Raw genomic sequence first — 14,016 nt, 5'->3', positions numbered from 1 at the left:
ATCAACGTAGTAATGAAGCAACAAAGGAATGGTGCAAGAAACAAAAGCGTATAGGCATGGCATACACACACTGGCCTGCAAGCCTGCCCGCGCTCCAACCTGCCTGCCGACCGGTCTGCCGGCACGCCTGCCTGTCGGCACACAGACAGGCAAACCTACCAACGGGCTATTCGCAAATGGGCAGGCTCAAATATAATGTAGAAACGGTATGGAATTAAAAGCAGGACAGTACTACTGATTTTCATCACCAAGATGTGCAACAAATGTACAATAATGATAAGATGTTTGATTTTCTCTATTTTTCAGAGGAATAACTTTGGCAATGAAGGAGAAAAACACTACTTTTGCAAATGAGAAAAGCGTTCTTTTGATTGATGCAGAACATTGCAGAATAGAGAAGCTCGCTGGTTCCCAAATCGTTACCTGTTAAGCTGACAATCTTTGTAAGTTCCTTGTTTTCAATGGGTAAGAAGAATTGATATGTCTTCCGCAATGGAATGTTAAATTTTTATTTACTCCGGCTTTCATACTCCATCGTTGCAGTTCTACCGAAGTCCAAGAACCGTAAGTGAATCCGGTAAAGACTGGATCTTCGGGATTGCCACGCTCTCCAAGATATTTTTCTGCCTGCGGAGAAATGTCGAGATATTCCTGTCCTCCTGTTTTCTTTTGCTTGAATATGATTCGTGTGTAATCCCCGAATTTTTGAACTTCGCTCCATGTGAGCTCCTGGATGTCGCTTTTGCGAAGTCCGGTCAGACACGAAAAGAGAAAAGCCCTTTTGAGAATAGGATAACGGCACGGGGTGGCAGCCAGTTGCTTCACCTCTTCCAAAGTTAAATAGTCACGTTTGACTTCTGCGGCTTTGAAGCCTTCAATTCCGCGAAGAGGATTTACCGATATGATCCTTTCATCGTATGCCTGATTGATACAAGCACGGAGCTTGTTGAAATAGGAAACCTTTGAGTTCTGGGACAATCCTTGGAACACGTCCCTTTCTCTACGCGGACCTGTTCGTTTATGCGTATCCTTTTCTACATTGTCCAAAAAGTCTTTGAAACCTGCAATAAACTCAGGAGTAATATCTTTGAATGTCGTTTTCTCATCACAGTAGATTTCAAGATAACGCAAGCAGCTTCTCCAGTTGCCCCAGTTTCCCTTAGATTCAGGATTCTTATGCCTGTCCTCTACCATCTTGCGATAGTACTCCAGAAAAGGAGTGTCTTCTTTGAATTGGCGGGTAAAAGAGTACTCTCCATTTTGCATTTCAATGAGCCGCTTGGACTTTATAGCCTGGGCAGTGGCTAATGTCTGCCGGTTCTGCTCCCGTTCCATTGGGGTAGTGGCATCTATGAGGTATAGCTTTAAGTATTCTTTATGTCGCTTCCCATTTCTGTAGATGTCGAGGTATAAACTTGAATTGCCATTAGACAACTTCTTCTCTCGTAATTTGACTGGTTCTTTTTGAACGGTTGTTTTCTTTGCCATGACTGTTTCCTGCTTTATTTGGTTATTGTTAATGTCCTTTTTCGGGGGACAGATTTTTGTCCCTCGTATCAATATCGGGGGACAATCTGGGGACAAAAATACAATAAAAATATGTAACTACGCAGAAAACATGGAGAAAAAGAGAAAATACAATATCTTGATAAAATTGCTGATATAGTGCATTTTACAAGTTTATATTTTCTCTTTATATGCTTTTCTTTTCTTTACGTCATTTTCCGATGCAAAAATGCTCAAAGATATTACCAAGAACTTCATCGGTTGTTACTTCTCCTATGATATCGTTCAGGTGGAAGATACATTCACGTAAATCTTGTGATATAAGGTCGGAGGGTAAGGAGGATATTAAACCTTGCTCTACTCTTGTGATAGCATCAAGTGCGTGGGTAAGGGCTTCGTAATGACGGAGGTTGGTTACAATGACATCGTTTGTACTAATTGAGGGGATATGGGTTACCTCTGTCAGAAGTTTTTGAAGTTTATCTATGTTTATTTTTTGACGGGCAGATATGGCTATCGTGTGATAATTATTTTTATCGAACTCCGAGTTGGAGGGGATGTTATCAACCAAGTCGCATTTGTTTTGAGCGAGTATTACTTGCTTGTTCTTTAAATAGGGTTCTACTTCCTGAAAAAAGGTTTTGAAGTTTTCATGACGTTGCAAATCGTACATCAGGATAACTATTTCGGCCTGCTCCAATGCTTTGAAGCTGCGTTTTATTCCTAAGTTTTCGATTGTGTCGTCGGTTTGACGGATGCCGGCTGTATCAATGAAACGGAAAGTTACTCCGTTGATTATCATTGTATCTTCAATGACATCGCGAGTTGTTCCGTGTATGTCGCTTACGATGGCTTTGTCTTCGTTAAGCAGGGCGTTGAGTAGGGTAGACTTACCTACATTGGTCTCCCCGATGATGGCTACCGGAATGCCGTTTTTTATGGCATTTCCGATGCTGAACGATTGTACCAAACGTTCTATTACCTGATGGATTTGCGCTGCAAGAGCCTGAAGTTCGCTGCGGTCGGCAAACTCTAATTCTTCATGGTCGCTGAAGTCTAATTCCAATTCCATCAGCGATGTCAAATGTAACAATTTATTACGTAGGACTGCAAGTTCTTTACTGAATCCTCCACGCATTTGGTTCATGGCGAGGCGATGAGTAGCTTCGGAAGTGGAAGCTATCAAATCAGCTACGGCTTCTGCCTGACTCAAGTCCATTTTCCCATTTAGAAATGCCCGCTGTGTAAACTCTCCCGGTCCGGCAGTCCGGCATCCGTTGTTGATGAGTAGTTGCATTACTTGTTGCAGGATGTAAGCAGAACCGTGACAAGATATTTCTACCGAATTTTCGCCGGTGTAGGAGTGGGGAGCACGAAACAGACTGACTAACACTTCGTCTACTATTTCTCCCTTTTCGTTTTTTATCTGCCCAAAGTTCACCGTATACGCCTTACGCTCGGTGAGCGGCAGGGGATTTTTTTCGGTGGGATGAAAAATTTTATCTGTTATTGAGAGGGCTTCTGCGCCTGATACACGGACTATCCCGATAGCTCCGCCTTGCGCCGTAGCTATTGCACAAATCGTATCTTGAGTATTCATTACCGATAGAGGGTTTCTGTTAATATTGTTACAATTTTTTCTAATGACTCACGGTCTGTTTCATCGAATTCATTTAAATGGTCACTGTCTATGTCGAGTACACCTTTCACCTCGTCTTCTACTATGATGGGAATAACGATTTCAGAGCGCGACAAGGAACTGCACGCGATGTGTCCGGGAAATTGATCTACATCCGGAACTACAATGGTGCGTTTTTCAGCCCATGCCGTGCCGCATACGCCGCGTCCTTTGCGGATGCTGTAACAAGCCACGCTACCCTGAAACGGGCCTAATATAAGTGCGTTGTTTTCTACCAGATAGAATCCTACCCAGAAAAAGTCGAATGCTTCTTTCAGCGCCGCACAAGTATTGGCAAGCACACTTATCACATGAGATTCGCCTTCAATGAGCGGAACAAACTGTTCCAAAAAAATACGATACCTTTCTGCTTTGTCAGCCGAAGTGTTTTGTTTGAAACTTGCTTCCATTGTCTTCTCAGATTCTTTCCAATACGAGTTTTATCAAGTCGTCTATCTGGTTCTTATAACCTGTATTCACTTCTTTCGCTACGCGGTTGGCTATCACTATACATACAGTGGTGGCTTTGTGTCCCATCAACCGCGAAAGTCCGGCCAGTGCCGAGCTTTCCATCTCGAAGTTTGTTATATGTTTTCCTTCGTAGACAAACGACTCTATCTTTTCATTTTGACGAGGGTCGGCGAGTGGAATGCGCAACTGTCTGCCCTGTGGCCCGAAAAATCCACCGCATGAAACGGTAATGCCTTTCGTCATGTCATGACGTGCTATACGTTCTACCATCTCTTCGTCGGCATGGATTACGTAAGGAGCCGGGGCGCACAGATTACCGCTCCATCCCAAGTGGTTGAGCAGGGCACGCTCTATCGGCAGGTCGCATACAGCGTTGCGTCCCTCATAGAAGTTGAGCAGTCCGTCGAACCCGACCGAGATTTCCGAACAGATGAAAGAACCTTCCGGTGTGTAGGGCTGTAATCCGCCACACGTACCGATGCGCACCATTTCCAGTTGGCGAAAATCGTCTTTTTCCTCACGGGTGCGGAAATCAATGTTTGCCAATGCGTCAAGTTCGTTTACCACGATGTCAATGTTATCACATCCGATGCCGGTAGAAAGAACCGTTATCCGTTTTCCCTTATAGGTTCCGGTGATGGTTTTAAACTCGCGGTTTTCAATCTCACACTCCCGACTCTCAAAGTGCGAAGCCACCAGTGCCACACGCCCCGGATCTCCCACAAGAATCACTTTACTTGCCAACTGCTCCGGCTTTACATGAAGATGAAACACCGAGCCGTCTTCATTTATTATAAGTTCTGAAGGAGGAAAATATTTCTTTATCATAATCGTCGCAACAATTTTAATTGGTTAATGATTTTATCTCAGCGTTACGTATGTTGATACTGAGCGTTTCTATCTCTTTATACAGTTCTTCCACTCTTTTTTCTTTGTCAAGAATGCCGGGAGCCATCTGTGCTTTACCAGCCTGAGCAGCCGAAGCATATTGTGAGCGCAACTCTTCGAGCGACCGGCGGAGTGTTGTCAAATCTTTTTCCTTCTGCTGAAGGCTTTGGAACATTTTGCGCGCCTCTGCCGAACGGAAGTCGGACAGGAAGTGGTAAACCGCATTATCGTCTATTACGAAATAAAAATCATGACGCTGTTTCTGCTCTTCTTCTCCATACATAATCTGTGCCAACTGCTGTTTGGCAATGCGCACTTTACCTGCGTCAGACCATGTTTTCTGAATTTCTTTCAGCATCGCCAGTTTTGCCAGCGCTTCCGGTTCAGTGGTTTCGTAATCGTATACGTCTTTTGTCTCATTAGGAACAAATACATAGATGCAAACCTTTCCTTCGGGTTGCCGGCGGTCGGAAGCAAACCATCCCAGATTATTAAAATCATCGACGGCATACATATAATCATTATAAGGAGAGTTGAACGGCATACCGATGTTGTCCGGACGGAAATAGGTATTGTCGTCTGAGTTATAACGGGTGATAAAAATATCATATCCCCCCATACTTCCTTCGCCCTGAGCGGCGTAATAAAGTGTGATGCCATCCGAATCCATAAACGGATAATTCAGGTTTTCTCCCGTATCATTCAAATCGGCCAGCGGGGTAGCCTTACTCCACTGGTCAGTAAGTTTTACGCTTGAATAAAGTTTGGTTTCTCCCTCCGCATTTGGCATTGCTTCAATCATCCGGTCATTCATCTCGTTGACAAACCGGGTGCAAACCATGCTGTCTGTCAGGTTAGAAGTAATCGTACCCGACTCTTTGCTTAATTTATACGCGGCAAGAAAATCCTTTTTATCTACCACGAAACTATCTATAACCGTTACCTTTTCCACACCTCGTATCATACGCGCTCCCAGCCGGAACTTCGTCATCAGCGAATCGGCTTCTGCGGTATCCCTCTTTTTGCGTTCCAGCCAATAAATATGGTCTTCAAGGTTCGTAATGGCATCGTCGAAACGATAAAGGTCGTAATACGCCTTGCTCAAATAAAGAAATCCGTCGATCACTTTCCGCTGGGCGCTTTTCTCCAAATAAGGAAGTGCCTCGCTTGTTTCTCCGGTTTCATAGCAACATGCCCCGTACCAGTAATTATAGTTCGCGTTCGACGGAGCTTGTTTTACAAGACGCTGAAATACAGGCTTTGCTTTTTCAAAGTCTCCATCGGTAAACCATTTGCGCGCTTGGGCAAGCGTTTGCGCCGACATGCTTCCCGAGCAACACGCCAAAGCCAAAAGCATCAGTTTATATTTCTTATCCATAGTTTCGTGTCGTAAAATGATTTTTCAAATATACGCAATCTTTCCGAAAAAATCGATTTCTGTCTTCCTAAATCTTCCGTAAATCATTCTTTTCATATAATTTTGCGCCAATTTTGAGTATGAAGCGATTTAAACATGTAGCGAGCATGTTTTAAACCTTCTCCGGCTTGGTCTGGAGCTTAAAAAATGCTATGGGTAGCGTTGACCATTTCTATGGGTAGAACCGGTTAACGCTACCGCATGAGATGAGTGACACTAACGGTAGCGTTTTTCGGGTCAATCCGAAAGGCGAACTACAAACTATCGACGTATGAACAAACTGACGGAAGAAACTAAATTAATGCGCCGTATTGAGCAGCGTTTTGCCAAAGGCGTGGTGAAGTACGGATTAATAGAGGAGGGTGATAAAATATTGGTAGGGCTGTCTGGCGGGAAAGATTCGTTGGCGCTGTTGGAACTGCTGGCGCGCCGTTCGAAAATCTACAAACCCCGCTTCTCGGTAGTAGCCGCACACGTGGTGATGGAGAATATCGCCTACGAATCGGACACGGATTATTTACGCAACTATGCGGATGAATTGGGTGTGCCTTTCCTTACTTACCGCACATCTTTCGACCCTTCGACCGACACGCGCAAATCGCCCTGTTTTCTCTGCTCGTGGAACCGCCGCAAAGCACTCTTTACCATTGCCCACGAGCAGCAGTGCAATAAAATAGCACTGGGACACCACATGGATGACATCCTTGAAACTTTGTTGATGAATCTTACCTTTCAAGGAGCGTTCAGTACCATGCCTCCGCGTTTGGAAATGCGGAAATTTGACATGACCATCATCCGTCCTATGTGCCTCGTACACGAAGCGGATTTGGTGGAATTGGCGGCTTTGCGCGGTTATCGAAAGCAGATTAAGAATTGTCCATACGAGAAAGATTCTCACCGCTCGTCGATGAAAGATGTTTTGCGCCGTCTGGAAGAAATGAACCCCGAAGCCCGATACAGTCTGTGGGGAGCAATGGGGAACGTTCAAGAAGACTTGCTGCCTGAAGAAGTGTAAATTTTATCCACTGATGACAAGAGTAAAGAACATATATAAAAGCAATTGGAAATTAAATCAATAACACAAATAAAATGAAAGGTATATATACGATTTCGTTACTTATCGTATCGAATATTTTTATGACTTTTGCATGGTATGGACACCTGAAGTTGCAGGAAATGAAAATCTCTTCAAACTGGCCGCTTTACGCCGTAATCTTATTCTCATGGAGCATTGCTTTGGCGGAGTATGCCTGCCAGATTCCGGCAAACCGCATCGGATTCGCCGGAAACGGAGGCCCTTTTTCACTCATGCAACTGAAAGTGATTCAAGAAGTAATCACCCTGATAGTGTTTACTATTTTTACAACAGTATTCTTCAAGGGTGAGGCATTGCATTGGAATCATTTGGCAGCATTTGTCTGCTTGATACTTGCCGTTTACTTTGTCTTTATGAAGTGAGTCCCATCCGTTTGCTTTTGGCACTGACTTCGATGATGTCCAAACGGATAATCTCAGTCCGGTGGAAAGACTTGTTCGCATATTCAATGCCCTCCATCTTGTGCTGCGGACAATATTTGCTCAGCAGCCATGAGAGGGCAGACATGCGTTCGGCTTCGTGCAACCCCCGGTGAGCAGTACAGCGTAAAATCACGCTTTCGTATCCGGTAGTAAACTTGTCGGGAAGAACGCGGGTACGCCCTACAACGCAAAAAGAAACTTGGTTACATGCATCGATACACGCCAGTTTGCGTCCTGCCGGAGCGCAGTGAATGTAAATAGAATTTCCACGGTCCCACACATAATTTACCGGTACGCCGTAAGCCCCCGTTCCGTTTTCGTCTTGCATGGAAAGTACACCGTATTCGCCCGACTGCAAAATCTCAAAAGCCCGCTTTTCGTCCAGCAGACGGTCTTGACGGCGAACCTCTTCGTTATTGAATTTCATACAACTATGTTTTTATCGGTTTGCTATTTCATAAATTTCGCGACTTGCCTTGCTGTCGAGCGGAAAGTAATTGCCTACCCGTTCTCCTTTGTTCTCGTGGAATTTTTTTACTAACAGGTCGATGTCCGGATGTTCGATACCCAACTCCCGGAACGTAACAGGCATACCGATGGAATGAAGGAACGATTTGAATCTCCGGATGCCCTCTAAAGCCATCGCCTTACAGTCTGTACTTTTAGGCACATCCCATACACGGGCGGCATACTGAGCTACTTTCCCCGCATGATGTTCCGCCATGTAAGTAAGCCATGCCGGAAAAATAACGGCAAGTCCCGCACCGTGGCTCACATTATATACCGCACTAACCTCATGCTCCAAGAAATGCGACGACCAGTCTTCCTCACAACCCACTCCGCACGTCCCGTTATGAGCTATCATCCCCGCCCACATCAGGTTGGCACGCGCACCGTAATTACATGGCTCTATTGTTACCCGCATTGCTTCGTAAATAATTGCTTTCAGCGTACCTTCGCAAATTCGGTCGGTTACCTCGGTATCCTCCGTATTGGTGAAGTACCGTTCCATGATATGCGCCATCATATCAGTAATACCACAGGCAGTCTGCCAAGCGGGTAGGGTATAAGTCAATTCCGGATTCATTACTGCAAATGCCGGACGCAATACTTCGGGGGTGCGCAGGCTCAGCTTCTTCAAACCATCGAGCTTGGTGATGACCGAATTGCCCGAACCTTCGCTTCCCGCTGCCGGAATGGTGAGCACCACACCGATGCGCACCGCCTTTTCGGGCACCGCCTTACCGATAAAGAAGTCCCAGAAATCGCCTTCGTAGGGAATACCCACCGCGATGGCTTTTGCCGTGTCTATCACCGAACCTCCGCCCACGGGCAGAATGAAATCTATCCCTTCGCGCCTGCCCAGTTCAATACCTTCGTACACTTTAGGGTCGGTAGGATTGGGTTGGATGCCTCCTAATTCCACATAGGCAATGCCTGCATCGCTTAATACCGACTCTACCCGTGCCAACAATCCGCTGCGGATTACGCTTCCTCCTCCGTAAACAATCAGCACTTTGCTTCCGCCGTATTTCTTCACCAGTTCGGCGGTACGGCTCTCTGTTTCCCTCCCAAATACAAATTCGGTAGGACTATAAAAAGTAAAATTATTCATGTCCGCTTCAGTCTATTAAGATATTATGAAAAGTATCACTTGCTCTTTTCTCGCAAAGTTATGGATTTTTTTCGTAACTTGACAGTCTTAACTCCTTTATCTCTAAGATGTATGTTCGGGCCTCTAAATCCGGGAATAAAATGATTTTATTGTTTCTCACAACTTGATTGGGGGTACACTTTCCACCTTGATATTGCATTACTATATCAGCAGGAAACGCCCGGTGTGATTGAATAATACATAATAATAGAGTGCAAACACGGCAAGCGGCAGCAGTACGAAAAGCAGGTTTTTCCCCTGCCTGTTTGTCCGCCTGTACACCCCGCGCTCTTTCCTTGCCCTTCGTTCCGGCAGGAAAAGAAAGCCGTTAAAAAGGTAAATGATAATATAAAGCAGCAGGTGGAAATGAACGTGGCATAAGTTTTTCATGAAATCGGAATCGAAGAACACGTATAGCAGGCTGTTACCCAGTGCCGCGATGATATAGATACACAGGCTGAACAAGGCAACCGCACAATTTTTGCTTAGCTCCCGATTTCTGCAAAAAGAATCGCAGATAAAGAAAATGGTGTAATACCAATACTTATACCAGTTCATCATTGCTTGTTTGATTTAATGATTTAACAAAGGGAAAGCATCCGGCAGTTGCCCCGGCATCGTTATGAGCCTGCCGGAATAAGGAAATGCGAAATCCCAAGTCTCCAAATCTCCGTTTGCTTTGTTTTCATCGCAATGTTTTACACATCCATTGCTTCCTATTTTCATCTTGAGGGTGAGTGTTTCTTCATCTTTAGTTCCTGTATAAAATAGAGGTCGGGAACTGTTCTTATCACCTTTAACATTGTTTTCCTAATAATTGTTTAAAAGAGCTTGGCGATTTTTTAAAAAAAGTAAAACAGTGCCTATTCTATGCTCGATATGGTTACATCGTCAAAATCATCCATATAGTCGATAAGACGCTCGGTGTGATTGCCGCGTTTCACCTTCATCTCTATGCTCGCTTCATAGATTTCGCCTTGCGAAGTACGCCGGTCGCGCAATTCATAGGAATAGAGTTCGATGCAGTCGTTTTTTATCTGACCGATAACCCGCTTCACGCTCTCCCTCTTGGTAGACGTAAAGGTGAGCTGCACCGTGGTAGTCCCGAAAGTCGGGATGAAAGAGTTCAGCACTTCCAGCCCGAAAAGCACCAACGCCGTGGCTATGGCGGCTGCCAAATACATGCCGGTTCCGCAGGCAAGTCCGATTGCCGCCGTCACCCACAATCCGGCGGCAGTGGTAAGCCCCCGCACCACATTCTTTTGAAAAATGATAGTCCCCGCCCCAAGGAAACCGATGCCCGAAACCACCTGTGCCGCCACGCGCGAGGAGTCTTTCAAATCGACCCCGAATCCGTATTGCGACACAATACAGAAAAGAGCGCTGCCCAATGCCACTAAAAAATGCGTGCGGAAACCGGCTTCCTTCGAACGGTATTCACGCTCTATCCCGATGACTCCTCCCAAAAGCAGAGCCACAAATAATCTGAGTGCTATTTCTAAAATCATATCCATTTTTAATGTGTGTTTATTCAGAAACTTATTTTATTTAATTGCGCAAAGCAGTTTATACGCAGAACCTATTTAAACTACTTATCTTACACCATCACAGGAAGAGATACTTGGTCTGTATATCCCGAAAAACGCTACCGTTAGTGTTATCCAACTCATGCGGATGCGTTAACCATTTCTATTCGGAGAGTTACTTGGTTTTACCGTTAGTGTTTTTCAATCTTCCATACTAAATCGGAAATGTCTGAAAACAAGGTTGTTAAAAGTTTGGATTATTTCGCCTATTATCTACAAGGATTTTTTTGATATTCACTGCCTTCTTTAAATGCACTTGGTTATACGGTGTTTTGCAAAGATACGGGAAATATTCGATAAAACCAACCTTGTCGATACATAGATACTATGCCTTTTCAGAGTCATACACAGTATGAATATTTTTGTTTTTTACAGGTTATATTCCCCAAATATAGGCATAGGGATTGAAAAATCATACAGGCTTAAATAAAACCTCTGTAAATCAAATCTGTTACTTCGTTCTTCCTTGTTTCACTTTTTTGTCGTAACTTTGCCGCTCCTAAATTTTTAAAAGTTACTATATGAAATCAGATATTGAGATAGCCCGCAGCATTGAGCTGACCAAGATTAAGCAAGTAGCACGCAATTATGATATTCCGGTGGAGGAGATTTCCAATTACGGACGTTACATCGCCAAAGTACCGGAAACGCTGATTGACGAAGAAAAAGTGAAACAGAGCAACCTGATTCTTGTTACTGCCATTACACCGACCAAAGCAGGTATAGGCAAAACAACTGTTTCCATCGGTCTGGCGTTAGGACTGAACAAGATAGGGAAGAAAGCTATTTGTGCGCTTCGTGAGCCTTCGCTCGGTCCTTGCTTCGGTATGAAGGGAGGAGCAGCCGGAGGTGGTTATGCCCAAGTATTGCCGATGGAGAAAATCAATCTGCACTTTACAGGCGATTTCCATGCCATCACCTCGGCACACAACATGATTGCGGCGCTGCTCGATAATTATATGTATCAGAATCGCGATAACGGTTTTGCGCTGAAAGAGGTGCTTTGGAACCGTGTTCTCGATGTAAACGACCGCGGTCTGCGCTACATTGTTACCGGATTGGGAGGAAAAAGTAACGGAATCACCCGCGAATCGAGTTTTGATATTACGCCGGCTTCTGAGATTATGGCAATCCTCTGTCTGGCTAAAGATGAAACGGATTTGCGTCGGCGCATCGAAAACATCTTGTTGGGCTTTACCGTGGATAACAAACCCTTTACAGTGAAAGACTTAGGTGTAGCCGGCGCCATCACGGTGTTGCTGAAAGATGCCTTGTCGCCTAACCTCGTACAAACCACCGAACACACGGCTGCTTTCGTTCACGGAGGTCCGTTTGCAAACATCGCTCACGGATGTAACTCTGTACTGGCTACCAAACTTGCCATGACTTTCGGCGATTATGCCATCACGGAGGCAGGATTCGGGGCAGATTTGGGGGCAGAAAAGTTTTATGACATTAAATGTCGGAAGGCGGGACTGCAACCCAAACTGACGGTTATCGTAGCTACCGCACAGGGCTTGAAGATGCACGGCGGGGTAGACCTCGAACAAATTAAAGAGCCAAACATGGAGGGACTGAAAGAAGGAGTCAAGAATTTAGATAAGCACATTGAGAATCTTCGTTCGTTTGGTCAAACCGTTGTTGTGGCATTCAACCGTTACGCCAATGATACTGACGATGAAATCGATTTCGTTCGCCGTCATTGCGAAGAACAAGGTATCGGATTTGCCATCAATAACGCCTTTATGGAAGGAGGAGACGGCGCAATAGATTTAGCAAACTTGGTAGTGGAAACCATTGAAAAAAATCCGTCGCAACCGCTGACTTTCGCTTACGAAGAAACCGATTCGGTAGAAGAAAAGGTTACGAAGATTGCTTGCGGATTATATGGTGCTAAACAGGTATTGTTTGGCGCTGCTGCCCGTAAAAAGCTGAAGATGATAGAAGAATTAGGATACACCAATTTCCCGATCTGTATTGCTAAGACGCAATATTCTTTCTCTACCGACCCGAAATTATATGGCGTGGCTCAGGGTTTCAACTTTGCCGTGCGTGACATTGTAATCAATGCCGGTGCGGAAATGTTGGTTATCATAGCCGGAGAAATCATGCGTATGCCGGGACTTCCCAAAGAGCCTCAGGCGTTGCATATTGATATCATCAACGGAGAAATAGAAGGCTTGTCATAAATATTAAAAATAATACGATGGCATTCGAAGCAACAAAAAGAGAATGGGGCGAACTGTATGCGTTTTTCCGTCTGTTGGCAGACGGGTACGTACATGCAGGTACGCCCGAAGCCGGAAAAGATGAAACCTGCCGTTTCCCGGTCGCTATGATTCAGCGTGAAGAGCATGACGGAACACGGCGTTACATCATCGAAAAAGAATACATCCACATTCAGGGCGATAAGATTGACAAACGGATTCCGCGCGAAGACTTTGCAACCGTTGCCGAGCTGATATTGAATGGCGTTCGCGATAGCAGGACGGATGATGTCACTTCGCCCGACGGGGTAGAAGGCTTTTTGGATGAAGTGGCTATCTATGATTTGGAAGCAAAAACCGACGACCGGACAGATTTCAGTGTGGCATTTTATAGCGAGGATGCCCCACTGACCGGAATGTGCGTGCGTTCCCGTTTGGGAACGATGTTCCCATTGCTGGACGGAGGACGCTCTGCCAACTTCAAGTTCGAGCAGACCGGAGTGCGGTTCGCCGTCCCCACCATCAATAAAATCAATGCCGAGGGCGAGGAAGACGATGTATTGAGACGCATGTTGATGATTGAGCGCTTGGGAGGAGTATTAAAGTATAGCGACGTGGCGGATAAGGTGTTCCGCAGCAATCTGTCGATGATTGATTTACACATGGGACGGTTGCTGGCAGAAATGACCCGCCTGATGTGGCTCGATGACATAACGAAGGTCTCAGATTTGACCGAAGCCATAAAATCGTTGAATCCCTTAAAGATAAAAGACGAACTGATAAACAAGCACGGCTTTTACGAATATAAGATAAAGGAGTTTCTGCTGGCTTTGGCAAACGGTATGCGTCCGGCTAAACTTTACAGAGGTACAGACAGCGCAATCGCCGGACTGCTTTTTGTTACGGGAGACGGTGAAGTGCTTTGTTACCAACGGGCTTTCCGCCAGACATTCGCCGATTTCCTTTTCCAAAATACCCGCTTGGAGCGAGGCTCTACCGAGAAAGACAAGTATGGATATCTGGAGCGCGAGAACGGAACTTATTATTTCAAACTTAATCTGAAGGTAGGATTGCTGAAACGATAGAGCAAA

General features: G+C 45.1%; 14 protein-coding genes. 5 read left to right on the top strand and 9 right to left on the bottom strand.

The genetic code is table 11. The annotated features are described in order from the left end of the window. The first annotated feature begins 56 nt into the window (after positions 1 to 56). Entirely contained in the window at positions 57 to 218 is a 162-nt protein-coding gene (locus M3085_RS06830; protein ID WP_249052591.1) for a hypothetical protein, read from the top strand. A gap of 208 nt (positions 219 to 426) precedes the next feature. Here M3085_RS06830 and M3085_RS06825 read toward each other — a convergent pair whose 3' ends face one another. From M3085_RS06825 to M3085_RS06805, 5 genes are all read right to left on the bottom strand, one after another. Then, entirely contained in the window at positions 427 to 1,488 is a 1,062-nt protein-coding gene (locus M3085_RS06825; RefSeq protein WP_249052590.1) for a site-specific integrase, read from the bottom strand. Positions 1,489 to 1,717: 229 nt separating this feature from the next. Then, entirely contained in the window at positions 1,718 to 3,106 is a 1,389-nt protein-coding gene (mnmE, locus tag M3085_RS06820) for a tRNA uridine-5-carboxymethylaminomethyl(34) synthesis GTPase MnmE (RefSeq protein WP_249052589.1), read from the bottom strand. Beyond that, on the bottom strand, positions 3,106 to 3,594 hold the full coding sequence (locus M3085_RS06815; protein ID WP_178256358.1) for a GAF domain-containing protein: 489 nt from the start codon (positions 3,592 to 3,594) through the stop codon (positions 3,106 to 3,108). The genes mnmE and M3085_RS06815 overlap by 1 nt, the downstream gene beginning before the upstream one ends. A gap of 7 nt (positions 3,595 to 3,601) precedes the next feature. Beyond that, on the bottom strand, positions 3,602 to 4,480 hold the full coding sequence (locus M3085_RS06810; protein WP_249052665.1) for a nucleoside phosphorylase: 879 nt from the start codon (positions 4,478 to 4,480) through the stop codon (positions 3,602 to 3,604). 19 nt (positions 4,481 to 4,499) lie between these two features. After that, positions 4,500 to 5,921 (bottom strand): tetratricopeptide repeat protein, encoded by a 1,422-nt coding sequence (locus tag M3085_RS06805; RefSeq protein WP_178256359.1) that lies wholly within the window; start codon positions 5,919 to 5,921, stop codon positions 4,500 to 4,502. 310 nt (positions 5,922 to 6,231) lie between these two features. On the opposite strand from M3085_RS06805, the gene M3085_RS06800 reads away from it, so the two are divergent. Both M3085_RS06800 and M3085_RS06795 read left to right on the top strand, forming a co-directional pair. After that, the gene (locus M3085_RS06800; protein ID WP_178256360.1) at positions 6,232 to 6,975 is read left to right on the top strand and encodes a tRNA 2-thiocytidine biosynthesis TtcA family protein; all 744 of its coding nucleotides are present in this window, start codon (positions 6,232 to 6,234) and stop codon (positions 6,973 to 6,975) included. A 74-nt stretch (positions 6,976 to 7,049) separates the two neighbouring features. After that, complete coding sequence (locus tag M3085_RS06795) at positions 7,050 to 7,418, top strand: DMT family protein (protein ID WP_191709454.1); 369 nt, start codon at positions 7,050 to 7,052, stop codon at positions 7,416 to 7,418. On the opposite strand, the gene M3085_RS06790 is transcribed toward M3085_RS06795, so the two are convergent. The 4 genes from M3085_RS06790 to M3085_RS06775 form a co-directional block, all read right to left on the bottom strand. Beyond that, entirely contained in the window at positions 7,408 to 7,905 is a 498-nt protein-coding gene (locus M3085_RS06790) for a pyridoxamine 5'-phosphate oxidase family protein (RefSeq protein ID WP_178256362.1), read from the bottom strand. The two genes, M3085_RS06795 and M3085_RS06790, sit on opposite strands and share 11 nt — an antisense overlap. 12 nt (positions 7,906 to 7,917) lie before the next feature. Continuing rightward, on the bottom strand, positions 7,918 to 9,093 hold the full coding sequence (locus M3085_RS06785; protein ID WP_249052588.1) for an iron-containing alcohol dehydrogenase: 1,176 nt from the start codon (positions 9,091 to 9,093) through the stop codon (positions 7,918 to 7,920). A gap of 201 nt (positions 9,094 to 9,294) precedes the next feature. Beyond that, on the bottom strand, positions 9,295 to 9,693 hold the full coding sequence (locus M3085_RS06780; RefSeq protein WP_191709455.1) for a hypothetical protein: 399 nt from the start codon (positions 9,691 to 9,693) through the stop codon (positions 9,295 to 9,297). Positions 9,694 to 9,995: 302 nt separating this feature from the next. Then, on the bottom strand, positions 9,996 to 10,646 hold the full coding sequence (locus M3085_RS06775) for an MgtC/SapB family protein (RefSeq protein WP_204500570.1): 651 nt from the start codon (positions 10,644 to 10,646) through the stop codon (positions 9,996 to 9,998). 593 nt (positions 10,647 to 11,239) lie between these two features. Between M3085_RS06775 and M3085_RS06770 the strand changes: the two genes are divergently transcribed. Beyond that, entirely contained in the window at positions 11,240 to 12,907 is a 1,668-nt protein-coding gene (locus tag M3085_RS06770; RefSeq protein ID WP_178256367.1) for a formate--tetrahydrofolate ligase, read from the top strand. A gap of 17 nt (positions 12,908 to 12,924) precedes the next feature. Next, positions 12,925 to 14,010, top strand: a complete 1,086-nt coding sequence (locus M3085_RS06765) for an HpaII family restriction endonuclease (protein WP_249052587.1) — start codon at positions 12,925 to 12,927, stop codon at positions 14,008 to 14,010. The last annotated feature ends 6 nt before the right edge of the window (positions 14,011 to 14,016 follow it).

The organism is Bacteroides caecicola, from assembly GCF_023337095.1.
Classification (GTDB): Bacteria; Bacteroidota; Bacteroidia; order Bacteroidales; family Bacteroidaceae; genus Phocaeicola; species Phocaeicola gallinarum.
This window is presented reverse-complemented; position numbering and strand designations above follow the sequence as displayed.

Excerpts from the sequence above, each read along its gene's own strand:
- M3085_RS06800 (WP_178256360.1), top strand. The coding sequence starts at position 6,232 with ATGAACAAACTGACGGAAGAAACTAAATTAATGCGCCGTATTGAGCAG.
- mnmE (WP_249052589.1), bottom strand. The coding sequence starts at position 3,106 with ATGAATACTCAAGATACGATTTGTGCAATAGCTACGGCGCAAGGCGGA.
- M3085_RS06795 (WP_191709454.1), top strand. The coding sequence starts at position 7,050 with ATGAAAGGTATATATACGATTTCGTTACTTATCGTATCGAATATTTTT.
- M3085_RS06765 (WP_249052587.1), top strand. The coding sequence starts at position 12,925 with ATGGCATTCGAAGCAACAAAAAGAGAATGGGGCGAACTGTATGCGTTT.
- M3085_RS06770 (WP_178256367.1), top strand. The coding sequence starts at position 11,240 with ATGAAATCAGATATTGAGATAGCCCGCAGCATTGAGCTGACCAAGATT.
- M3085_RS06815 (WP_178256358.1), bottom strand. The coding sequence starts at position 3,594 with ATGGAAGCAAGTTTCAAACAAAACACTTCGGCTGACAAAGCAGAAAGG.
- M3085_RS06790 (WP_178256362.1), bottom strand. The coding sequence starts at position 7,905 with ATGAAATTCAATAACGAAGAGGTTCGCCGTCAAGACCGTCTGCTGGAC.
- M3085_RS06780 (WP_191709455.1), bottom strand. The coding sequence starts at position 9,693 with ATGATGAACTGGTATAAGTATTGGTATTACACCATTTTCTTTATCTGC.
- M3085_RS06805 (WP_178256359.1), bottom strand. The coding sequence starts at position 5,921 with ATGGATAAGAAATATAAACTGATGCTTTTGGCTTTGGCGTGTTGCTCG.
- M3085_RS06825 (WP_249052590.1), bottom strand. The coding sequence starts at position 1,488 with ATGGCAAAGAAAACAACCGTTCAAAAAGAACCAGTCAAATTACGAGAG.
- M3085_RS06830 (WP_249052591.1), top strand. The coding sequence starts at position 57 with ATGGCATACACACACTGGCCTGCAAGCCTGCCCGCGCTCCAACCTGCC.
- M3085_RS06785 (WP_249052588.1), bottom strand. The coding sequence starts at position 9,093 with ATGAATAATTTTACTTTTTATAGTCCTACCGAATTTGTATTTGGGAGG.
- M3085_RS06775 (WP_204500570.1), bottom strand. The coding sequence starts at position 10,646 with ATGGATATGATTTTAGAAATAGCACTCAGATTATTTGTGGCTCTGCTT.